The organism is Chryseobacterium sp. DT-167, from assembly GCF_058310155.1.
Genome location: NZ_JBZEEQ010000009.1, coordinates 18712 through 40692, shown reverse-complemented (window position 1 = coordinate 40692; position 21981 = coordinate 18712). Strand labels below are relative to the sequence as shown.

The following is a 21981-nucleotide window of genomic DNA, read 5'->3' as shown; positions in this document are numbered from 1 at the left end:
AACAGTTGTGGCTCCTTTTTTCAAACATCTATAAGAATATTTACAAAAAACTCTGAAAACATATCATTTTTTACATTATTTTTGTAAAAATCCTAATTCTACGCTTATGAAACAATTTCTACTCATTCTTCTATTAATGATTACGGGCATCAATGTTTCTGCTCAGAGAGACACAGAGCATTGGATCGCCCCTTTTTACGCTTCTTCCAGTGTAACACAATCACTTTATTTATCTACAGATTCGGTAACTCCTTTTGTGGTAACCGTTTATAGTAATAATATTGCATTGGGTACAGTAACAATCAGTAAGGGGAGTCCGCAGACTTATATTGTGTCTGCTGCTAACATTTCTGCAACAAGTACTTCAGAGGGCTTCGCAGTGATTAATAAAGGATTGTACCTGAATGGGGATAAACCTTTCTATTGTACTTTAAGAATCGTAAGCAGTACAACACACGCCGAAATCCTCACGAGTAAAGGTAAGGCAGGAATCGGCAAAGAATTTTTTGTTGCTGCCACACCCTCTCCTTTTACAAGCACCGGTAACAACTTTACGGCAGGAGTTTTGGCTACGGAAAACAATACAACCGTAACCGCTACGTGGAGCAATACTATTTCTGTAGCTTTTTACGGAGCAACCCCAGTAACAAACACCCATACCTTTACCCTTAATAAGGGACAATCTTTCATTTTCGCAGGACCGGGAAGCCCGGCTGCAAATATGCAGAGTTTTATAGGTGCTAAAATCGTATCTGACAAACCAATCACTTTAACCAACGGAAATGTACTTGGAAATTTCGGTGCTGCGAGCAGTCAGGGTGCTGATATTATTCTAGATCAATCTGTTCCGGTAGAAAGATTAGGCAATACTTTTGCAATGGTGAAGAGCAGATCTCCTAATGCTTCTGATATTGAAGGTGGAATTGTTGTTGCAACAGAAAACAATACACAGGTTTTCCTGAACGGTTCTGCTACACCCGCAGCAACTCTTAATGCAGGACAATGGTATAGAATTTCCGGGAGTGATTACATCTTACAGGGAGGCACACACAGGAATATGTTTGTAAGTACTTCCAAAAACGTGTACTTGTATCAACTGGTGTCCGTAAATGGCAGTAATGCAACGTGCGGCTTCAATTACATCCCTCCTCTAAACTGTTTCTTACCAAGAAAGATTGATGAAATAGGAAAAATCAACGAAATGCCTACAGGAACCAGTGGAGCTAGTGTAGTTCCTTCAGGTACAATCATTAAATTAAATATCTTAACAGAAGCAGGAGCTACAGTTACAGTTAACAATGTTGCTCCTACCGCAGCACAGGGACCATATCCTGTGACAGGAAATACCAACTGGGTAACTTATGCCTTAGAAGGCGTAACCGGTAACTTAACGATAGTTTCAAATAAAGCTGTTACCGCAGGGATCAACGGCGGGTACAGTACTTCAGGGTATGGAGGATATTTTGCAGGTTTCTCTTCTATTCCGCTTATTGCAAAACAGACTGGTGACTGTATTCCCGGTTTGGTTCTGGAAGTTGATGACAGTTATGACACCTACCAGTGGTTTAGAAATGACATTCCTATACCGGGAGCAAACAGCAATTCTTATACGCCGACTCAATCAGGAAATTATACAGTAAGAATCACAGTAGGCTCTTGTCCTCCTGCAATCACACCTGTATACAAAGTATTTACTTGTCTTCAGCAGACGACGGCTGCTAAAACGGTATGTGAAGGCTATTTAAATATCGTTCCTGCATTTACTTCTTCTACACAGACTTTTGTTCCGAGTACGGTACAGATTATTACCCCGCCGACCAATGGTACAGCAATCGTTAACCCTACAACGGGCGTAATCGGATATGTTCCGAATTTCGGATTTGCCGGTACAGATACCATCACTTACAAATTCTGCGGAAATGATCCTGAGTTTGTAGATTGTGAGCAAATTACATTAACGCTTACAATTTCTGAGAGTCCGACTGTAAATGATGCAACATTAAGAGCCTGTTTCCTTGAAGATAATATCGCAACAGGATTATTCAATCTTACCAGTGCTATCGTCTCTTCTCAGCCCGGTGTTACAAAAAAATATTATCCTTCGCTTACAGATGCAAATAACCAGACGAATGAGATTTTAGCTCCGGCAAATTATGTTGCGCCAAACGGTGTAGTCTACGTAAGGGTAAGCAATGCCAATGGCTGTTACAGAGTGGCTATGATCACGTTAGTGGTTTTACCTCCGGTAAAATCTACTGTTCTTGTTGATAAAGAAATCTGTATCGAAAACAGAACAACATTAGATGCCGGTCCAGGATTTGACGGTTATACCTGGAGTACAGGTGCAACAACTCAAACAATTTCTGATGTAAGTGTCGGTACCTACTGGGTAGATCTGAAAACAGGAGACTGTATCACAAGACAGACTGTAAAAGTTTATCCTACTCAACAGCCTGTGATTTCTAATATTGATATTACCAACAATGACATCACTGTACTTGTTGTGGGAGGTACTGCGCCATACAGATATTCAACAGACAATGTCAAATGGCAGGATTCTAATGTATTTACAGATGTTTCACGAGGTGACATTACAGTATATGTAAAAGACAGTTTTGACTGTACACCGATTGAGGTTACCATCACAGTTCCGAATATTGTGAATGTAATTACTCCAAACGGTGACGGAGTAAATGATGTCTTAGACTATTCAGCGCTTGCCAATAAACCGAATTTAGTTTTAGGAATCTTTGACAGATACGGAATTAAAATTTTTGAAGGAAATAAAGACACCGGTTACAAATGGGACGGAACCATCAATAAAACCAAAAAAGTTTCTACAGGAAATTACTGGTTTAATATCAGCTGGAACGAATCTAAAAACAAAACCCCGATCAAATTCTCCGGTTGGATCTTAGTTAAAAACAGAGAATAATCTATTCTTTTAAAACCATTATTAAAACCACGATTCAAAATCGTGGTTTTTTTGTGTAATTTTAAATGATTCAATGTATATTATTATTAAATTTGTGATAAAATCAAATACAGAATGAAGAAAATTCTATCTTTTTTTCTTATTTTTTATATATTCTCTATTTCTTTCGCACAATTGGATAGGGAACATTGGTTTGCCCCAATGGTAGACAGAACAGGAAACCCGAATCCGTATCAAAACTTATACCTTTCGACAAATCGTACAACACCATTTGCCGTAACTATATATAACAATAATGTTGTAATAGGAACAGTTACAATCAGTAAAAACAATCCTCAGAAATTTGATGTTTTAAGAACTTATATCATCACCACCTTACAGACCGATCTTTTCACTCCGGGTACAAAGGGTCTGTATCTGAAAGCAGATTTTCCGTTTTACGCCAATTTAAGATTTTCTGTTTATAATCACGCTGAAATCATTACTTCAAAAGGAATACCTTCTACCGGAAAAAATTTCTATGTTGCAACTGCACCTATTACGGTCAGTAATGGTATTCTCAATTTTATGACCAGTGTTTTGGCAACGGAAGATAACACAACGGTAACTGTTTCAGGATATAAACCGACAGTACAGTTTTCAAACGGAACAACCGGAGCTACTAATCCTACAATGACTTTTATTTTAAATAAAGGACAATCTTATATCATCGATGGTATCGGAAATATCGCAGGAAATTTTGACGGTTTTATCGGCGCAAAAATTACCTCAGATAAACCCGTCAATATTACCAATGGAAATTTCAACGGACAATATTCGGGGAATGCACCTTTAAGTTCAGATATTTTAATGGATCAGTCTGTGCCTGTGGAACAATTGGGCACTCAGTTTGCCCTTGTAAAAGGGAATGGAAGTATCGGAAGCAATATGGAAGGTGCTTTGGTAATTGCCACACAGGATAATACCCAGGTTTTTCTGAATAATGAAGGATTACCAATCACTACATTAAATACAGGACAGTATTATGTAGTTCCTGATACGAAATATCAGCTGCAAGGAACCAGCCATTACAATATGTATATCAGAACCACCAAAAATGCATATGTCTATCAGCTTTTGGCAGGAGATTCTGTAAGCGGAACCGAAATTGCAACAGGCGGATTCAATTTTATACCGGCTTTGAGCTGTTATCTTCCTAAACAGATCAATGAAATCGGATTTATTAACGAGAATTTTGTACATTCTAACGTCAATCCGTCCGGAATACTCAATATTCCTACAAAATTAAATTTAGTAACCGAACGCGGTGCAACTGTTACAGTAAATGGAGTAACACCTCCTGCAAGTACAGGACCTTTTGACATGACAGGTCTGAATGCCTGGGTAACATATGGCATTCCAAACACAACAGGTACGATTACCGTAGTGTCTACAAAAGCAATTACTGCCGGAATTACAGCCGGAAGTGATGCGGTAGGATACGGAGGTTTCTTTGCCGGATTTTCTACACAACCTGTTATCATCAAATCCGGAGGAGACTGTGTTCCGGGAATCGTTTTAACAGTCGATCCTATTATTTATGAAACCTATCAGTGGTACAGAAACGGAATACTGATTCCTGGTGCAACAGGCACATCATTTACGCCGACACAGTCCGGATACTATACCTGCTCTGTAACAATGGGAAGCTGTGCGCCACTTGTAACGGCACAGTATAAGGTGTTGAACTGCCTAAAACAGACAACCGCAAATTACAATATTTGTGACGTTAAAACCATTGTACCAGCTTTTACCACTTCTCCACAAACGCCGGTAGTATCGACTGTAGCCATCACTACCGCACCAACATTAGGAACTGCGGTTATTAATACAACGACGGGTGTCATTACTTACACCGCTGCCAATCCTTCAGCAGGCGGAACAGATACCTTCACTTATACTTTCTGTGGAAATGATCTTGAATTTCCTGATTGTGAATCTATCACCGTAACAATAAACATTCAGCCTGTAACGGTTACCAACACCACATTAACTGCGTGTAATGTAAATGGTGTAGGAATATTTGATTTAACGACAGCAAATGTTACTACAAACACTCCTGTTATCAAGACATATTATACGAGCTTACTGGCAGCACAAACAGAAAATGCGACAGGACAAATTCTTGTACCGAACAATTATTCTGCACCAAACGGAACTATAATCTACGTCGTAGTTAAAAATCCTACAGGTTGTAAAAATATTGCGCAGGTTACACTTAATCTATTTCCTCTTGCTGTAGTTACAGTTGGGAATTTTGGAGCTCAGTGTGATGAAAATCTTGATGGAACCGTGAATGTGGTTTTATCAGACATTACCCTTCTGATTCTGAACAATCCAACATATTTTACCAGTGTAAGATATTATGCATTACTTGCAGATGCGAATCTCGGAAATAACAATATACTCCCCAATAACTGGAGCTATACTGCCAATACAACAATTTATATTCGTGTAGATTCTCCCGATGGTTGTGCACCTGTCATTCAGCCAGTCAACTTTACAGTAGGAACCAGACTCCCATTATTGACAACTTCTTTAATAACCAATTTCTGTGACGATGATTTAGATGGAATTAAACCTGTAAATCTTGCGCAGTTTATCCCACAGTTTACGGCAGATCCATTAGTAACAGTAACTTATCATGCAACTTTAGCCGATGCCCAGAATGATACAGCTCCGATCAACGGTGCAGTATCACTCACGGGAACCCAGACTTATTATATAAGATTTGAAAAAGCCGGATTCTGCCCGAATGTTGCCACTTTAAGAGTCACTTTAAAAGTTCCTAAAAAATCAGATATATTAGCTGATAAACTCATTTGCCCGAAAACCACCACAACATTAGATGCAGGATCCGGATTTACAGCATATCTGTGGAGTACAGGAGCCACTACTCCATCTATTACCAATGTTGCCGCAGGAAATTATTGGGTAGAGCTTACTTTTGAAGGTTGTGTTTACAAACAGTTCGTTAATGTATCAGAATCGGTTTTACCGGTCATTACCTCAATTGATATAAACGGAACTACAGTAACCATAGGAGTTACAGGCGGTGTACCACCTTACGAATATTCTTTGGATAACAATACATGGCAAAGCTCAAATATATTTTACAATGTACAACGCGGAAATCACAAAATATACGTGAGAGATTCTCAAAGATGTGATGTTGTAGAGCAAAATTTTGTAATCATCAATTTGATCAACACCATCACACCCAATAGTGACGGTCATAATGACGATATCGATTATTCATCTCTGATGAGCAAAGACAACCTTGAATTCAGGATTTTTGATCGCTATGGAGCAGAAGTTTTCAGAGGTACACCTTCGAACAACTTTACATGGGACGGAAAGATGAAAGGAAGACCGGTATCTACGGCTACGTACTGGTATTTTATTTCATGGACAGAATTTGGAAATGTAACCACCGTGAAATACAGCAGCTGGCTTTTGGTTAAAAACCGAAATGACAGCCTTTGGGATAAATAAACAGAGTTTTTAATAACAAATCCTTTTTTATAACATTCATTAACAGTTTAAATAAAAGTTTAATATAATTTTAACCTGTTTCAAAGGGAGCAATATCAGAAAATGATGCTTTTCTTATGTAATTTTGCACATTATATGAAGAAAGCAATTACCCTATTGTTATTGATTTTTATTGCTAAAATTAATGCACAGATTTTTTCGGGTCAGGTTTTTTTAAGAGACAATTCAGTATTGTATCTTAATCAGGTGTATGTGACCAATCTTACCACTTATAAAACCGTACTCACCAATTACAATGGGGATTTTACCATTCAGGCAAATCCAGAGGATATCATCCGTTTTACATCCATCGTTACTGAGAGAAAAGATGTAAAGCTTTCACCACAAAGTTTCGGCAACCGTAATTTAGTTGAGCTGAAAGTAGCTTATCACGACATCCAGGAAGTAGTGATCAATCGTTTCCGCCCTACAGGAAATTTAAGATATGATGTCAATTCACTAAGAAAAGAAGACAAAGCTTATGCATTGAAAAAAGTGATAGGTCTTCCCGAACCCAAAGGTGATGGTACTCCGCCGCAACTTCCTGTCGCTGGTTTGAGAGATGGAGGTCTTACTTTCAGTTTAGAAAGTATATTTGATATATTATCCGGAGAAAGAAAGAAAAAACAGCGTTATGTAGCTTACGAAAGAATGACCAATTCTGTAACCTCAATCAAAAATTATCTGGGAAAAGACTATTTCACAAGATTTAAAATTCCTGAAAATCTGATTGATAATTTTCTTCAATTCGTCTACACTTCAGAGAATGTAGAAGTATATGTGCAGACCGGGAATTTTGAAGCTATAAAGCTTCCGATTGAAAAGTACATTCCGATCTACCAGCGGAGATTGAGAAATTCACATCTACAGGAGGTTGTTAAATAAAATATCTGCTTTAAGCTTAAATCTGCCTAATCTTAAAAAAATTTAACCGTCTTATTTTACAATCTATAAAAAATATGTTTAATTTTATTGGCGTTAAACCAATCACGATTCCCTCGTTACATAAAACATATTTGAAGAAAATCACTTCAGACCTTAATGTAATATTTAAATGAAAAAAATATTTTTAGTCTTTACTACACTGATGTTTATCTGTTTTTCAGCCCAAAAAAAGGGTAAAGATTACAGCAACATTTTGAAAAGTAAAAACATATACGAAATCAATGCTTTCCTCAGAGACGCTCATCCTGATGACCCAAGAAGATCGGTGATGAAACCCAAAGTGATGGATCTGATGAGAGAATACATCAAAAATGCTGCTCCTGGTGATCAGAAAGTAAGACAGATGCAGGATTGGCTGGCTATGCTCAAAAGAAAACCATCTACAAAAATTACTTTTGATGAGATGAATGCCATCATCAAGCAGAAACAGATTGCAAAATATCAGCGAGAGCTGCAGGTTGGTCAGTCAGCTGTTGTATACACGCCGAGTTCACCAAAAAATGTTTTTGTAGCGTCTCCGGCAGTAGCCAAAACCACCACAGCAATTGCCGATACAGAAGCTTCAGAATTTAATATGCTGATGGCGGATAATCCCGTCGAACACAAAAATAAGACGGTTAAAATACTTAATTCCTTATTCGATAATGATCCCAACGCAAAAGAATGCATCATCATGATTGAAAATAAATCAGATTGCAATATTATCGTAAGAATTGAAGGTGTCGGAACTACAAAATACCGACTTCCGGTTCCTGCCGGAGGTGATAATTCTCTGGTAATACAAAAAGGTGATTACCTATTGACAAGTATTGTTTGCGGTGCTCAGTATGCTTCTCAGAAAACTATCCAAAAACCGCTTATGGTTGCATTGGGAAGCTCATCAAAAAAGTAGTTTCCCAAAAAACAGATTTGGGCCATTTCTTTTTAGCGTTAAATAACAACGAACTCTGTGTTATTTTTGCTAATTTTGCCAGATTTCATATTTAAACATGGGCAAGAACAAATTAGCAAGATTTGCAGAAAATAAAATATTACCAAACGTTATTCAACCGACAAGAGAAGAAGCCATTAACGGTTTTGAACTCAAAGGGAATTGGAGAAAAGATTTCTTTAAAAACGACAGACCTATCGTTTTAGAATTAGGTTGCGGAAAAGGCGAATATACAGTAGGACTTGCCAAAACTTTTACTGAAAAAAACTTTATCGGAATTGACATCAAAGGTGCCAGATTTTGGTTTGGAGCAAAAGAAGCCTTTGAAAGCGGAATGAAGAATGTTGCTTTTTTAAGATCCCAAATCGAATTGGTAGACTATTTTTTTGCTGAAAATGAAGTTGACGAAATCTGGATCACTTTTCCGGATCCGCAGATTAAATACAAACGCACAAAGCATAGACTGACTCACCCAGACTTCCTTGAACGATATAAAAAATTCCTGAAACCAGGCGGGATCATTCATCTCAAAACCGATTCAGAATTTCTGCATGGGTATACTTTGGGCTATCTGCAGGGCGCAGGCTACGAAATTATCTCAGCTCACCATGATATTTACGGAGCATTGGAATATGACCCAAATACACCTCATTTAAGAGACATCAGAACCTATTACGAAGAACTTTTTTCTGCTAAAGGAAAAACAATAACTTATATAAAATTCAGAATTAATTAATGAAAAAATAACTTGATGAAAAAAAATTCCCTCATCATTTTATTCTTCTCTCTCACCTTATCCTGCTCAACACAAACCACAAATCAGGATGATATTTTAAAAAACACAAACATTACTGAGATTGAAGAATATTTGAAAAACGCACATCCCGAAGATCCTAAAAAGCATATTTTGCAGTCTAAGCTGATTGCACTCAAAAATAAAGAATGGACGAAAGGCGCTCTTACAGCCAAACCAATGGAAGTTCGCCCCATCATTACTGAATTTCCCCAAAAACTGAAAGGAAAGGGCTTATCTGATGACTCTGAAGAGTTTAAAAAGCTAATCGCCGAAACGGCTTCTGAGCATAAGGAGAAAACCATAAAACTGCTTAATACGATGTTCAATGAAGACATCAGCAGCAATGAAGCGATATTGCTTTTCAGAAACAATTCTGATTGCAATATGGTTTTAAGAATCAATGGTAAAAAGTTTTATAATCTCGCTGTTCCTTCTCACAACGAAAATTTTATTGTATTAGATAAAGATAACTACTCTATTTCCGGAAATGTCTGCGATGTAAAATATACCTCACAAAAACAGATCAGGAAAAATATTCAGGTCGTGATCAATAATCCTGAGTATAAACAGTTTAATGAAAATAAAAATTTAGCTTTAAACAGTAATCAAAGAAAGGATTCAGACGAAAAATATCCAGTAAAAAAGACTAATTTAGCCAAACAAAAAAAGAAGAAAAAGTAAATATGAAAAGATTGTTTGTATGCTCAGCAATTGTATTTATATTAAACAGTTGTGTTCCCACATACAATAATTATCCCGGCTCAAATTCTTCGTCAAACACAGAACGGGAATATCAGGAAGTTTTAAAAACATACAAATCTGAAACTGCGGAAGTGCTGACTTATCTGTTGAATGGTGAAGCACCGGAAAGCCCAAAAACAGCATTAACTGTAGAAAATACTTCACGTTGCAATATGGTTTTAACCGTGAGCGGAAATAATTATTTTAAAAGAATCCCGATCGGTAAAGGAAAAATCGGTTCTGTAATGATTCCTAAAAATCAGACCTATAAGCTTTCAGGAATGGTTTGTACATCTTCTTATCAGACCTCGAAATTCATTTCAGATTCTTATTCTGTAAAGCTTTCAGATTAAGATATTTAAATTAAAGCATAAAAAATCCGCTAAACAAGTTTAGCGGATTTTATTATTTTAAAGATAAAACCTTAATTATTCAGCAGCAGCGTCGAAATCTGCATCTTTATCAGCAGATACTACTTCTCCTTCTTCTTTAGATTTTTCTTTATCAGCTTTTCTCTGAGACTGACCTTCTTTGATAGAATCTGAAACTACGTTTAGGATCATATCGATAGATTTTGAAGCATCATCGTTTCCTGGGATAACGAAATCTACTTTTCTTGGGTCAGAGTTTGTATCAACAATACCGAAAACTGGAATACCTAATTTCTTAGCTTCAGTTACAGCGATGTGTTCTCTCATGATATCTACAACGAAGATTGCAGAAGGAAGACGCACCATGTCAGAGATAGAACCTAAGTTTTTCTCTAAGTTAGCTCTTTGTCTGTCAACCTGTAATCTTTCTTTTTTAGATAAAGTTTCGAACGTACCGTCTTTTTTCATTTTGTCGATAGAGTTCATTTTCTTTACAGCTTTTCTGATCGTAACGAAATTCGTTAACATACCTCCCGGCCATCTTTCTGTAATATAAGGCATATTAAGTTCAGCAGCGTGCTTAGCAACTACTTCTTTCGCTTGCTTTTTGGTAGCTACGAAAAGAACTTTTTTACCTGCAGAAGTTAATTTTTCTAAAGCGCTGCACGCTTCATCCAATTTAACAGCTGTTTTATGTAAGTCTACAATGTGAATACCATTTTTCTCCATAAAAATGTATGGAGCCATATTTGGATTCCACTTTCTAGTCATGTGACCGAAGTGTACACCAGCCTCTAGAAGGTCTTTTACATTTGCTTTTGCCATGTTTTCTGTTTTTGTTAGTTTACTTTCCGTTTCTTAAACAATCAACAACTTCTTTAGATGGGAGAAGTGTTTGGATGCTAAACGTAACGGGCAATTTTTTTGTTTTGATAAATAGCTTTCAGATATAAGACAACAGACAGAAAAAATTCTGAAATCTGATATCCTGAATCTGAAGTCTGAAAATTAACGTTTTGAGAACTGGAATCTCTTTCTTGCTTTTTTCTGACCTGGTTTCTTTCTTTCTACCATTCTTGCATCTCTTGTAAGTAAACCTGCAGGCTTCAATAACAATCTGTACTCAGCATTGATTTCGCAAAGCGCTCTGGAAATACCTAATCTGATAGCTTCTGCCTGACCTGTATTACCACCACCGAAAACATTTACGGTAACATCATACTGACCTGCAGTCTCAGAAAGGATAAACGGCTGATTTAATTTATAAACCATTACGTCTGTAGAGAAATAAGTTGCAGCATCTTTACCGTTTACTGTAATCACACCAGAACCTGGTTTTACATAAACTCTTGCTACAGAAGTCTTTCTTCTTCCGATTTTGTGAACTATAGACATATTAATTATTTAAATTCGTTAATATTAAGTGTTTTAGGCTGTTGAGCTTCATGCTTGTGCTCAGTTCCTTCATATAAATAAAGGTTTTTGAACAAAGCAGATCCTAATTTAGTTTTTGGAAGCATCCCTTTTACAGATTTTTCCAATACTTTCAAAGAATCTTTCTTTAGAAGTTCAGTAGCCGTCATAGACTTTTGACCTCCAGGATAACCTGTATGCCAAATGTAAGTCTTGTCTTCCCACTTGGTTCCGGAAAGGGTAACTTTCCCAGCATTCAAAACAATAACATTATCACCACAATCTACGTGAGGTGTAAAGTTTGCTTTGTGCTTACCTCTCAAAATCTTTGCAACCTTAGAAGCTAGCCTTCCTAACGGTTGTCCTTCAGCGTCTACCACAACCCATTCTTTATTTGCAGTAGCTTTGTTCGCTGAAACAGTTTTGTAACTTAATGTATTCACACGTTTTAGTTAAAGATTAAACATAATTTTCCCCATAAGGGTGTGCAAAGGTACAAATTATTTTTAGATTGTGAAAACATATTTAAACTTAATCAATCTGCATCTATATATATGGTCAGATTTAAATGTTCTCAAGAAGAATTTTTGACTCAATATTAATTACGCAAAGACTTATTAGCCCTGAAACTTGCAATCAAATAATACGCTACAAAGACTGTAGAGAATTTCAGAATGGCAGGAATTGCCAATTCAAGGCTAAATATCAGCGAACCAATTAAGACCAAAAGCCCCATTGCAGCGAAAGAACTGAGCAATTTCTGAACTAAAGTAAATTTAGGTGTATCCAGATAATAAGATAATCCCCAAGCCAAGCCGAAAGCAACTGCATAAAAAATATCCAAAGCGATATTTTCACTGCTCATGAAAAAATAATTGATCACGAAACTGAGAACCGTTCCCAAGGCAAAATACATCAATGCTCTCTGCATACTATTTTAATATAATGCAAAAATAACGAATTTTATTTTGAGTGGGAACTATAAGAATTAAATTAGGTGATTAATTTGGCGCAGCTATTATAAAAGTCAAAACAGGAAACTTTCATTTCTAAAATTTTATTTAAATATTTAAAAATCAACATCTTGAATATTTAAAATAAGTTTTTATTAAATTGTTATATTTGGGAACTTAGAAATTTTCTACAATCAATATGGAAACCCAAAAATATACTCCAACAAACAAAGTAAGAATCGTGACTGCTGCATCGTTATTCGATGGTCATGATGCTGCGATTAATATCATGCGTCGTGTCATTCAGGGAACAGGATGCGAAGTTATCCACCTTGGTCACGACAAATCAGCTGAAGAGGTGGTAAACACTGCCATTCAGGAAGACGCAAACGCCATTGCATTAACTTCATACCAAGGCGGTCACAACGAATATTTTAAATACATCTACGACCTTTTAAGAGAAAAAAACTCTCCGCAAATCAAAATTTTCGGTGGCGGTGGTGGTGTAATTCTACCAGAAGAAATCGAAGATATTATGTCATATGGAATCGACAGAATTTATTCTCCGGACGACGGCCGTGAACTTGGTTTGCAGGGAATGATCGATGATTTGGTAAAAAGATCAGATTTCGCAACAGGAAAAGATGTGACGGCTGAAGATTTAGATTCTATCAGTTTTGAAAACTCAACAAGCATTGCTAAAATCATTTCTGCGGTTGAAAACTTCTCAGAAGAAAAGCCTGAATTGGTAAAAGCGATTGACGAAAAATCTAAAGACTTAAATATCCCGATCATCGGTATCACAGGTACAGGTGGAGCCGGAAAATCTTCTTTGACAGACGAGTTGGTAAGACGTTTTTTACGTTCCAATACAGATAAAAAAATCGCGATCATCTCCATTGATCCTTCGAAAAAGAAAACCGGAGGTGCATTGTTGGGAGACAGAATTCGTATGAACGCGATCAATGATCCGAGAGTTTATATGCGTTCGATGGCGACAAGAGAAAACAACGTTTCTGTTTCTCCGTTCATTCATTCAGCATTGAATGTATTGAAATTGGCTCATCCTGATGTTATCATTTTGGAAACTTCGGGTATCGGACAATCAGGTTCGGAAGTTTCGGATTTTGCTGATGTTTCAATGTATGTGATGACTCCTGAATATGGAGCTTCTACGCAGTTGGAAAAAATCGACATGTTAGATTATGCAGATTTAGTTGCTTTGAATAAATCTGACAAACGTGGTGCTTTAGATGCACTTCAAGCCGTAAGAAAACAGTTCCAGAGAAATCATCTGTTGTGGGAAAGTCCGTTGGATGATATGCCGGTTTATGCAACGAAAGCATCTCAGTTCAACGACCACGGAACAACTGATTTATATAATAGATTAATCGAAAAAGTTAACGAAACCCTTCGACAGGCTCAGGGTGACAATGCTCCAAAGTTTCAAGGATTTGTTGAACAGGAAGTTTCTGAAGATATCACGATTATTCCACCGAAAAGAGTCCGTTACCTTTCTGAAATCGTTGAAAATAACAGACAGTACGACGCCAACGTTGAAAAACAGGCTGAATTAGCCAGAAAAATGTATCACATTGAAGGTGTAAAAAGTTTCCTTTCCAATGAAACTTTAGATACAGAATATCAAAAAGCCGAAAAAGACCTTCAACAGGAAAATATCGACTTCTTAAAAAATTGGGATGATACGAAAGAAGCTTTCAAAGCTGAGTTTTATTCTTATTTCGTTCGTGGAAAAGAAATTAAAGTTGAAACCTCAACGGAATCTTTATCACATTTAAAAATTCCTAAAATCTCTTTACCAAAATACACCGATTGGGGTGATTTGATCAAATGGAAAGGTCAGGAAAATCTTCCTGGAGGATTCCCTTACACAGCCGGAATTTATCCTTTCAAAAGAACCGGAGAAGATCCAACCAGAATGTTTGCCGGAGAAGGAGGTCCTGAAAGAACCAACAGAAGATTCCACTACGTTTCAGCGGAGATGGATGCTAAACGTTTATCAACAGCGTTTGACTCTGTAACTTTATATGGACAAGATCCTGCCCTACCACCGGATATTTATGGTAAAATCGGAAATGCGGGTGTTTCTATCGCAACATTAGATGATGCTAAAAAATTGTATTCAGGATTTGATTTGGTGAATGCAATGACTTCTGTTTCAATGACCATTAACGGACCGGCGCCAATGCTGCTGGCTTTCTTTATGAATGCTGCCATTGATCAGAATGTTGAAAAATATATTGCTGAGCACAAACTTGAAGCTAATGTTGAAAAAGCTTTAAAAGCAAAATTCGACGATAAAGGCTTAGAAAGACCAAAATATAACGGTGAATTACCTCCTTCCAATAATGGTTTAGGGTTAAAATTATTAGGAATCACAGGGGATGAAGTAATCCCTGCTGAAGCTTATGCTGAAATTAAAGCTAAAACAATCGCGACCGTTCGTGGTACCGTTCAGGCTGACATTTTAAAAGAAGATCAGGCTCAGAATACCTGTATTTTCTCTACTGAATTTGCCCTGAGATTGATGGGTGACGTTCAGGAATATTTTATCACAGAAAAAGTAAGAAACTTCTACTCGGTTTCTATTTCAGGCTATCATATTGCAGAAGCGGGTGCGAATCCGGTTTCTCAGTTGGCATTTACACTGGCAAACGGTTTCACTTATGTTGAATATTATTTGTCAAGAGGAATGAATATCAATGATTTTGCACCAAACTTATCATTCTTCTTCTCCAACGGGATCGACCCTGAATATTCAGTGATCGGACGTGTGGCAAGAAGAATCTGGGCAAAAGCCATGAAGCTGAAATACGGAGCAGACGAAAGAAGCCAGATGTTGAAATATCACATTCAAACTTCAGGACGTTCGCTTCACGCACAGGAAATTGATTTCAACGATATCAGAACAACTTTACAGGCACTTTACGCGATCTATGATAACTGTAATTCATTGCACACCAATGCTTATGACGAGGCAATTACAACTCCAACTGAGCAATCTGTAAGAAGGGCGATGGCGATTCAGTTGATCATCAATAAAGAATTAGGATTAGCGAAAAACGAAAATCCGCTTCAAGGTTCATTTATTATTGAAGAATTAACGGATTTGGTAGAAGAAGCTGTTTATGCAGAATTCGACAGAATTACAGAAAGAGGTGGTGTTCTTGGTGCAATGGAAACGATGTATCAACGTTCAAAAATCCAGGAAGAATCGATGCATTACGAATGGTTGAAACATACAGGAGAATATCCGATCATCGGGGTAAATACTTTCCTTGGAAAAGACGGTTCACCAACAGTTCGTCCGGGAGAAGTAATCCGTTCGACTGAGGAAGAAAAGCAGGTGCAGATTGAAACACTTCATAATTTCCAGAGATCTAATGAAGACAGATCTGAAGCCGCTTTAAAAACACTACAACACGCAGCAATCAATCAACAAAATTTATTTAATGTCATGATGGATGCCGTTAAATATTGTTCGCTTGGGCAGATTACCAACGCTTTGTTTGAAGTGGGTGGTAAGTATAGACGGAATATGTAGTCCGTGTCAGACAGACAATTTAAATAAAAAAGCCGTAGATTAAATTTCTACGGCTTTTTCTTTTATTAGGGCTTGCTACAATGTTGTGCTGTCAAGATTTTAAGATCAGGAATGTCTAAGTCTTTTGCTAATTTGAAATTTTCACAAGCTTCATCAATTTTATTTTGTTTAAATAAAATCAGACCTTTATAATATTTAATTTCTAAGTCAGAATCATCATACTTTTCCGCTTGATTGAGAGTAAATAATGCATCATTATATTTCTCCATATGATACAGAGCAGTTGCCTGTAATTTTTTTGCGACAGGATCGTTTGGTCTTGTAATTTCTACTTTTAGAAATTTCACCCAAGCATCTTCATATTTTTTTTGTTGCATTAAAATAGTTCCTGTTCTAATATCTATAGTTGCATAATCTTGAACCTTAGCTTTTTTATACCCTTCTTGATAATAATTCCAAGCTGCATCAACATTACCTAATTTAAACTCGCAGTCTCCCAAAAGAACATAGGTCTCCCAGGTTTTATGACCTTTCTCTAAAATTTTTTCATAGTAAGTTTTAGCTGTTGAAAAGTCATTATTATTGATCGCTTTAACGGCTTCCTGCCTTAGCACTTTAACACTTTGAGCAAAGGAAAATAAACTTGCAATAAGAAAAGTCAGAATGAATATTTGTTTCATTTCGAAATATATATTTTCAAATATAGAAAAACCTAAGAGATAATTTAAGAATAAATAATTATTGAAATTACAGATTCATATAATTAAATTTGTAATCAATATTTTTCAATGAAACCAAAAGCCATCTTCAACTGGAGCAGCGGAAAAGATTCTGCATTAGCTTTATACAAAACTTTAAAAGAAAACCAATTTGAAGTTACCTCTTTGCTGACAAGCATAAATCAGGAATTTCAAAGAATCTCGATGCATGGTGTTCACGTTTCATTATTAGAAAAACAGGCTGAAAGTTTAGGAATTCCTTTAATTAAAATGGAACTTCCAAAAGAGCCTTCTATGGAAGAATATCGAGAAATTATGAGCAAAACAATGGAGGAAATACAATCTCAAGGCGTTACTCATTCTATTTTCGGAGATATCTTTCTGGAAGATTTAAGAAAATATCGTGAAGATCAATTACAATCCATCGGAATGAAAGGCGTTTTCCCACTTTGGAAGATTAATACAACCAACCTCATCAACGAGTTTTTAGATTTAGGTTTCAAAACGATTGTAACTTGTGTAAACGAAACTTATTTGGATAAAAGCTTTGCGGGAAGAATTATTAATAAGGATTTCATTAATGATTTGCCGGATAACGTTGATCCTTGCGGAGAAAACGGAGAATTTCATACGTTTACTTTTGATGGACCGATTTTTAAAAATCCAATTCGTTTCAAAATTGGAGAAATTGTAAAGAAAACTTACTCAAAACCGAAGGCTAATGATAATGAAGAGAATGAAGAATATGTATTCTGGTTTTGTGATTTGATTTCAAAATAAAATCCGAAGATTTACTTTTCATACTCCCCACGAAGCGCAAAGGAAAAATAATTTTCGAACCCTAATCAGCTTCCGAAACTTTAATGAAATTATAAATTCTATCTAAAGTCCTGTTATGGTCAAGAAAATTAATGGTTCCAAAAATTAAAATTATATGGGTTATAAAAGGAATCAGAAGTGTCAATAAAACAGAAACGGCATCAACAGGCAAACCTGTTTTGAAAAATTGAAAAGTCGAACCTCCGTTGCGCATCATAAGCTGACCTGTTGAGAATAGACATACTATAAGCAGATTGATGTTCTGCTGGTACATCGTATAAAATAATTTCCCTTTGTATTTATAATCTGTTTTAAAAAATTTTCTTCTTTTATAGTACAAAAACCATAGTGTAATAGGTACTAAAAAGACCAATCCGTTTTGAATTTTAAACAAAACACTGTAAAATCCCTGTGTCTCAGAAAGATAAATCACAAGTAAATTGATGACAAAAAGCAAAGATGCAATCGCCAAAGATTTTCTAAAAATACTGTTATATTTTGCCTTAATAATTTTCTTTACAATCACAGGAATTTCTTCTTTATAAAAAAAGAAATATTTCGTCATCTTAAATTCAGACTCCCAGGCAATTTTAGTTTTAAAAAGAGCCTTTTCGAAACTCAGATTTTCCCTGATCTGAACATCTGAAACCTGCGAAATCATATGATCACGCACTTCCAGCAAAATATCAAGCGGAAGTCTGTTTAGAATCAGGTAATCATCAATTTCTTTTTCTTCTGCAGAGTTCATTATTGTAAATTTTATAATAAAACATTTACTTTTTTAGTTCTGAAATACAATAATTGAATCTGTACTGCTATTGCATAAATCAGAAATATTTTGTTGATCCCCACTTCCCAAAAATTCGTACTTTGAGTAAAATAGCCTACTCCAAAAAACAAAACAGATCCTAAAATAAGGTTTTGTAAAATTAACGGATGAAAGCTCAACTCATAATACTCTCTGAATTTCATTTTTTTGAAAATAAAATTATAAAGAAGAAGACAAACCAGTGTCACCAACAGACCAATCTGCATCAGATAAAAATAATCATTCAAAAAAAATAATACCGCAAATCCAAACATCGTAAAAACTGTTGATGAAAGAATAATATTTCTGAATCTCGACTGTAAAACGGTTTTCTCAATTTTCGCAATTTTTTTGAACGAAAAAAGATCTGCTTTTACCATCTCCAGTTCAGATTGCCAATCGAGTTTTGTTTTGAGAAATGCTTCCTGAAAACTCAGATTATTTTTCATAAGTTCTGAAATCTGAACAATAAAATGATCGTAAATTTCATTAGAAATAACGGGACTCAGATTTCTTTTCTGAAGAAAAGATTTGATTTCCTGCTGTTGAATAATGCTGATCATATATTGAAAATAGTATTAAGGTTAAAAAGATAGGTTTTCATTTCGGCTTCCTGAGTAGCCTGCTGTTTTTTTCCTTTATCTGTTAAAAGATAATATTTCCGGTCTCTTCCGTTGATTTTCTGAATTTCAGAAGTAATCAAACCGTCACCTTCCAACTTGTGCAGCAAAGGATAAAGTGCACCTTCTGTCATTTCAAGCTCGCCCTCTGTCAGTTCTTTTGCACGTTGAGTCATTTGGTAACCATACATTTTTACCTCTTTTGAAAGTAACTTCAAAATAATGTTTTGTAATGTTCCTTTATAAAGACTGTTCTTTTTCAATTTTTGATTTTATACATAACAAATCTATGTATAATTTTCTTATGTATAAAATTTTACTCAATAATTTTAAAAAGTTTATTTTTATAGTATGAAAAAAATGTATTTCATTGCTATTTATCCGCCTCAGAAAACTATTGATGAGGTAAAGGTTTTTAAGGAAGATTTAGCTTTAAATTTTAGTAATTCCAAAGCATTGAAAAATGATGCGCATATCACTTTATTTCCGCCTTTCGAAAGAGAATTGGATTTAGAAAATGATATTCATGAGGCTTTTCAAAAAATTGACACCAACATTTCACCTTTTGAAATTACATTAAATGGTTTCGGCAGTTTTCCGAATCCCAAAAACCCTGTTTTATTTTTAAAACCGGAAGAAAATCAAAGTCTACCGGAATTATATTTAAAGGTAAAAGAAAGATTTAATTTTAAAAATTATTCTTTTAATCCTCACGTTACGGTTGGTTACAGAGATCTGACCTGGGAAAATTATCTGAATGCCTGGGAAATTTATAAAGAAAAAGAATTTAAAACTAAATTCCTCGTTGATAAAATCACACTTCTTCGTCACGACGGAAAATGGGTTCCAATTGCAGAAAAGAAACTTTCTCAGCATTAAAAAACCGACTTTTTTCGAGCCGGTTTTAGTTTTAATTATATCTAAAAATTTTATTCTTTGATAATTTTCTGAGAAATAATTAAATTTTTATTTTCAGTTGCTGTTATCGTATAAACTCCTGAAGGTAGATTCTGAATATTCACATAGACCGTTGCAACATCTTTCAACTCAAATTTTGCGGGAATCATTTTTCCGGATGCATCATATAGATTAATCTTTAAATCTTTAGAAAAATCCGATTTTCCTCTGATGAAAAATTCTGTACTTGCAGGATTCGGATACATTGTAAATCTTCTTTCTTCCGCTTTTATTTCTGCGGTACCTAAAGTCGTTTTGTTTAAAGTCCAGGAAACGTTGGTAAAATGCACAGCGCTGTGATTGTCGGTTTTCACCAAAGCTGTGTTATCTGTCACCGAAAAAAGCAAGGTATTGTTTCCGTTATTCAATTGAGCCGGGGTGATTGTTAATGTATTTGTAGTTGCAGCTAAAGCCGTTCCATTCAAAGTCCATGTATTAACCAATGTATTGGGAATCGGAAGGATTTCATTCACAGTAAAAGTAACGTTTGCATTTGCATTGACTGTACTTGTATTTGCAGGAGTGTAAGAATCTACCGGAGAAACCAATGTATGGATTTTTTCAATGATTCTTTCTTTACAAACTGAGCAAAACTGCTGATTGAGATACCTCATCTCACAACTTTGATGCGGTCTGAACCATGCCGGGCTTTCAGCATGAGGAAAAATACCTACAGAATTCAGACCCACCCAGTTTTTCCATTTTATCGTGGCGGGATTTGAATTCTGGGTTTTATTGGGAGATTCTCCGGTACCCGAAAACCAGTATTCATCGGCTAAATTTCCAAAAGAATGCCCTAATTCGTGCACTACAATTTCGTTTGCAGCTGAAGCTAATGATGCAAAAGCATAAGTTCCCCCACAACCACCATATTCAGTAGAATTTCCAAGAACGTAAGTAATGTCATAATCCGGAACATTCGCCGCCAAAACCTGAGCAACTTTGTTTGTGGTATTACTGTAAATACATCTGTGAACATTCACATCAAACGTAGATCCTAAATAATTATTGGGATTTGATATCGGAATTACCGGTTCATTAACATCTGTTGCGGTTCCGGGATGTTTTACACCACTTTCAGCAGAAATCACCTTTACAGCATAAGCATTAAAATAATTTTTATATTCCGTATAAGGACTTTTTGTAAACAGATAATCAACAGTACTTTGCGCCGAAGTTACGAAAGCTGGAAGCTGAGCCAAAGTAAAACCGTCTCCTAAAACCGCTATATTGATTCGTTTATCATTTGATCCGTTTTGTAATAATGGTACAGTGTCAAATGTCTGCGAAAAACAAAATGAGCTGCTCATCAAAAGAATCGATAAATATTTTTTCATGATTAAAAGTTTTGAGTGAAAAGTAATTGTTTCGTAGAATCGGTGATTTTTTCAATTTTCACAGACTTTATCTCTTCGGAATATGGAAATCGTATGCTAAATTCACTTTCGTTCAGTTTCAATTTGTGTCGTTCCATCTTATCACCAAAGCTTTCCAATTCAGGATTCAAAGGATCTTCAATATTTTGTCTTATAATTTCTTTTCCTCTCGAATCAGCCAAGGTGATCAATAAATCACCGTTCTTTACTTCATCAGCATTAAAAAAAGGTATTGATTTCATTTTCCCCTGAACGGTTTTTCTTTCCACTAAAGAAATTTTTTCTGACCCGGAACTGTCTTTATAGATCTTAAAAAACAAATAAGAAATTTGATTTTTGCTTTGAACACCTGTTTTTTGTACAGTCTGAGACTGGCTTTTGATGTGACTTGTTCCACAAAGAAACAAAATACTGACAGTCAATATACTAATCAACTTTATCATGGTAGTTTTTTTACTA

At 35.8% G+C, this 21981-nt stretch carries 20 protein-coding genes; 10 read left to right on the top strand and 10 right to left on the bottom strand.

What is annotated here, in order from left to right:
* The first annotated feature begins 106 nt into the window (after positions 1–106).
* From AC4FQ5_RS12790 to AC4FQ5_RS12760, 7 genes are all read left to right on the top strand, one after another.
* A complete protein-coding gene (locus AC4FQ5_RS12790) occupies positions 107–2935 on the top strand; it encodes a T9SS type B sorting domain-containing protein (RefSeq protein ID WP_491143863.1) in 2829 nt (942 codons plus the stop codon).
* A 114-nt stretch (positions 2936–3049) separates the two neighbouring features.
* A complete protein-coding gene (locus AC4FQ5_RS12785; RefSeq protein WP_491143861.1) occupies positions 3050–6469 on the top strand; it encodes an FIDD domain-containing protein in 3420 nt (1139 codons plus the stop codon).
* Between the two features lie 135 nt (positions 6470–6604).
* Entirely contained in the window at positions 6605–7393 is a 789-nt protein-coding gene (locus tag AC4FQ5_RS12780) for a hypothetical protein (RefSeq protein ID WP_491143859.1), read from the top strand.
* Between the two features lie 169 nt (positions 7394–7562).
* On the top strand, positions 7563–8345 hold the full coding sequence (locus AC4FQ5_RS12775) for a DUF6759 domain-containing protein (protein ID WP_491143858.1): 783 nt from the start codon (positions 7563–7565) through the stop codon (positions 8343–8345).
* A gap of 97 nt (positions 8346–8442) precedes the next feature.
* A complete protein-coding gene (trmB, locus tag AC4FQ5_RS12770; RefSeq protein WP_491143856.1) occupies positions 8443–9120 on the top strand; it encodes a tRNA (guanosine(46)-N7)-methyltransferase TrmB in 678 nt (225 codons plus the stop codon).
* A gap of 15 nt (positions 9121–9135) precedes the next feature.
* Complete coding sequence (locus AC4FQ5_RS12765) at positions 9136–9861, top strand: DUF6759 domain-containing protein (RefSeq protein WP_491143854.1); 726 nt, start codon at positions 9136–9138, stop codon at positions 9859–9861.
* Between the two features lie 2 nt (positions 9862–9863).
* Positions 9864–10274: a DUF6759 domain-containing protein gene (locus AC4FQ5_RS12760; RefSeq protein ID WP_491143852.1), complete on the top strand. Its 411-nt coding sequence runs from the start codon at positions 9864–9866 to the stop codon at positions 10272–10274.
* Positions 10275–10349: 75 nt separating this feature from the next.
* Here AC4FQ5_RS12760 and rpsB read toward each other — a convergent pair whose 3' ends face one another.
* The 4 genes from rpsB to AC4FQ5_RS12740 form a co-directional block, all read right to left on the bottom strand.
* Positions 10350–11117: a 30S ribosomal protein S2 gene (gene rpsB / locus AC4FQ5_RS12755; RefSeq protein ID WP_047445142.1), complete on the bottom strand. Its 768-nt coding sequence runs from the start codon at positions 11115–11117 to the stop codon at positions 10350–10352.
* A 183-nt stretch (positions 11118–11300) separates the two neighbouring features.
* Positions 11301–11687, bottom strand: coding sequence for a 30S ribosomal protein S9 (gene rpsI / locus AC4FQ5_RS12750; protein WP_047445146.1), 387 nt, complete (start codon positions 11685–11687; stop codon positions 11301–11303).
* Positions 11688–11692: 5 nt separating this feature from the next.
* On the bottom strand, positions 11693–12148 hold the full coding sequence (gene rplM, locus AC4FQ5_RS12745) for a 50S ribosomal protein L13 (RefSeq protein WP_047445148.1): 456 nt from the start codon (positions 12146–12148) through the stop codon (positions 11693–11695).
* Positions 12149–12303: 155 nt separating this feature from the next.
* Positions 12304–12636, bottom strand: coding sequence for a hypothetical protein (locus tag AC4FQ5_RS12740; RefSeq protein WP_491143849.1), 333 nt, complete (start codon positions 12634–12636; stop codon positions 12304–12306).
* 221 nt (positions 12637–12857) lie between these two features.
* On the opposite strand from AC4FQ5_RS12740, the gene AC4FQ5_RS12735 reads away from it, so the two are divergent.
* Positions 12858–16223: a methylmalonyl-CoA mutase family protein gene (locus tag AC4FQ5_RS12735; protein WP_491143847.1), complete on the top strand. Its 3366-nt coding sequence runs from the start codon at positions 12858–12860 to the stop codon at positions 16221–16223.
* Between the two features lie 65 nt (positions 16224–16288).
* Here the strand turns inward: AC4FQ5_RS12735 and AC4FQ5_RS12730 are convergent, their stop codons facing one another.
* Entirely contained in the window at positions 16289–16903 is a 615-nt protein-coding gene (locus tag AC4FQ5_RS12730) for a tetratricopeptide repeat protein (protein WP_491143846.1), read from the bottom strand.
* A 108-nt stretch (positions 16904–17011) separates the two neighbouring features.
* Between AC4FQ5_RS12730 and AC4FQ5_RS12725 the strand changes: the two genes are divergently transcribed.
* Positions 17012–17722, top strand: a complete 711-nt coding sequence (locus AC4FQ5_RS12725; protein WP_491143844.1) for a Dph6-related ATP pyrophosphatase — start codon at positions 17012–17014, stop codon at positions 17720–17722.
* 61 nt (positions 17723–17783) lie between these two features.
* On the opposite strand, the gene AC4FQ5_RS12720 is transcribed toward AC4FQ5_RS12725, so the two are convergent.
* The 3 genes from AC4FQ5_RS12720 to AC4FQ5_RS12710 are packed head-to-tail and all read right to left on the bottom strand — an operon-like array spanning position 17784 to position 19452.
* Complete coding sequence (locus tag AC4FQ5_RS12720; protein ID WP_491143843.1) at positions 17784–18509, bottom strand: hypothetical protein; 726 nt, start codon at positions 18507–18509, stop codon at positions 17784–17786.
* Positions 18510–18520: 11 nt separating this feature from the next.
* Positions 18521–19132: a hypothetical protein gene (locus AC4FQ5_RS12715; protein WP_491143842.1), complete on the bottom strand. Its 612-nt coding sequence runs from the start codon at positions 19130–19132 to the stop codon at positions 18521–18523.
* On the bottom strand, positions 19129–19452 hold the full coding sequence (locus tag AC4FQ5_RS12710; protein ID WP_491143840.1) for a PadR family transcriptional regulator: 324 nt from the start codon (positions 19450–19452) through the stop codon (positions 19129–19131). The genes AC4FQ5_RS12715 and AC4FQ5_RS12710 overlap by 4 nt, the downstream gene beginning before the upstream one ends.
* Positions 19453–19540: 88 nt before the next feature.
* Between AC4FQ5_RS12710 and AC4FQ5_RS12705 the strand changes: the two genes are divergently transcribed.
* Positions 19541–20068 carry a 2'-5' RNA ligase family protein gene (locus tag AC4FQ5_RS12705; protein WP_491143838.1) on the top strand — a complete coding sequence of 176 codons (528 nt, stop codon included), beginning with the start codon at positions 19541–19543 and terminating at the stop codon, positions 20066–20068.
* A gap of 50 nt (positions 20069–20118) precedes the next feature.
* Here AC4FQ5_RS12705 and AC4FQ5_RS12700 read toward each other — a convergent pair whose 3' ends face one another.
* Together AC4FQ5_RS12700 and AC4FQ5_RS12695 are read right to left on the bottom strand one after the other, a co-directional pair.
* Positions 20119–21483: a M64 family metallopeptidase gene (locus AC4FQ5_RS12700; RefSeq protein ID WP_491143836.1), complete on the bottom strand. Its 1365-nt coding sequence runs from the start codon at positions 21481–21483 to the stop codon at positions 20119–20121.
* 2 nt (positions 21484–21485) lie between these two features.
* A complete protein-coding gene (locus tag AC4FQ5_RS12695) occupies positions 21486–21965 on the bottom strand; it encodes a hypothetical protein (protein WP_491143834.1) in 480 nt (159 codons plus the stop codon).
* Positions 21966–21981 lie beyond the last annotated feature (16 nt).

What these genes read in the sequence shown, in the direction of transcription:
- AC4FQ5_RS12700 (WP_491143836.1), bottom strand. Translation starts at nt 21,483, where the DNA reads ATGAAAAAATATTTATCGATTCTTTTGATGAGCAGCTCATTTTGTTTT.
- AC4FQ5_RS12735 (WP_491143847.1), top strand. Translation starts at nt 12,858, where the DNA reads ATGGAAACCCAAAAATATACTCCAACAAACAAAGTAAGAATCGTGACT.
- AC4FQ5_RS12715 (WP_491143842.1), bottom strand. Translation starts at nt 19,132, where the DNA reads ATGATCAGCATTATTCAACAGCAGGAAATCAAATCTTTTCTTCAGAAA.
- AC4FQ5_RS12725 (WP_491143844.1), top strand. Translation starts at nt 17,012, where the DNA reads ATGAAACCAAAAGCCATCTTCAACTGGAGCAGCGGAAAAGATTCTGCA.
- AC4FQ5_RS12775 (WP_491143858.1), top strand. Translation starts at nt 7,563, where the DNA reads ATGAAAAAAATATTTTTAGTCTTTACTACACTGATGTTTATCTGTTTT.
- AC4FQ5_RS12720 (WP_491143843.1), bottom strand. Translation starts at nt 18,509, where the DNA reads ATGAACTCTGCAGAAGAAAAAGAAATTGATGATTACCTGATTCTAAAC.
- AC4FQ5_RS12705 (WP_491143838.1), top strand. Translation starts at nt 19,541, where the DNA reads ATGAAAAAAATGTATTTCATTGCTATTTATCCGCCTCAGAAAACTATT.
- AC4FQ5_RS12695 (WP_491143834.1), bottom strand. Translation starts at nt 21,965, where the DNA reads ATGATAAAGTTGATTAGTATATTGACTGTCAGTATTTTGTTTCTTTGT.
- trmB (WP_491143856.1), top strand. Translation starts at nt 8,443, where the DNA reads ATGGGCAAGAACAAATTAGCAAGATTTGCAGAAAATAAAATATTACCA.
- rpsB (WP_047445142.1), bottom strand. Translation starts at nt 11,117, where the DNA reads ATGGCAAAAGCAAATGTAAAAGACCTTCTAGAGGCTGGTGTACACTTC.
- AC4FQ5_RS12760 (WP_491143852.1), top strand. Translation starts at nt 9,864, where the DNA reads ATGAAAAGATTGTTTGTATGCTCAGCAATTGTATTTATATTAAACAGT.
- AC4FQ5_RS12780 (WP_491143859.1), top strand. Translation starts at nt 6,605, where the DNA reads ATGAAGAAAGCAATTACCCTATTGTTATTGATTTTTATTGCTAAAATT.
- AC4FQ5_RS12765 (WP_491143854.1), top strand. Translation starts at nt 9,136, where the DNA reads ATGAAAAAAAATTCCCTCATCATTTTATTCTTCTCTCTCACCTTATCC.
- AC4FQ5_RS12790 (WP_491143863.1), top strand. Translation starts at nt 107, where the DNA reads ATGAAACAATTTCTACTCATTCTTCTATTAATGATTACGGGCATCAAT.
- rpsI (WP_047445146.1), bottom strand. Translation starts at nt 11,687, where the DNA reads ATGTCTATAGTTCACAAAATCGGAAGAAGAAAGACTTCTGTAGCAAGA.
- AC4FQ5_RS12730 (WP_491143846.1), bottom strand. Translation starts at nt 16,903, where the DNA reads ATGAAACAAATATTCATTCTGACTTTTCTTATTGCAAGTTTATTTTCC.
- AC4FQ5_RS12740 (WP_491143849.1), bottom strand. Translation starts at nt 12,636, where the DNA reads ATGCAGAGAGCATTGATGTATTTTGCCTTGGGAACGGTTCTCAGTTTC.
- AC4FQ5_RS12785 (WP_491143861.1), top strand. Translation starts at nt 3,050, where the DNA reads ATGAAGAAAATTCTATCTTTTTTTCTTATTTTTTATATATTCTCTATT.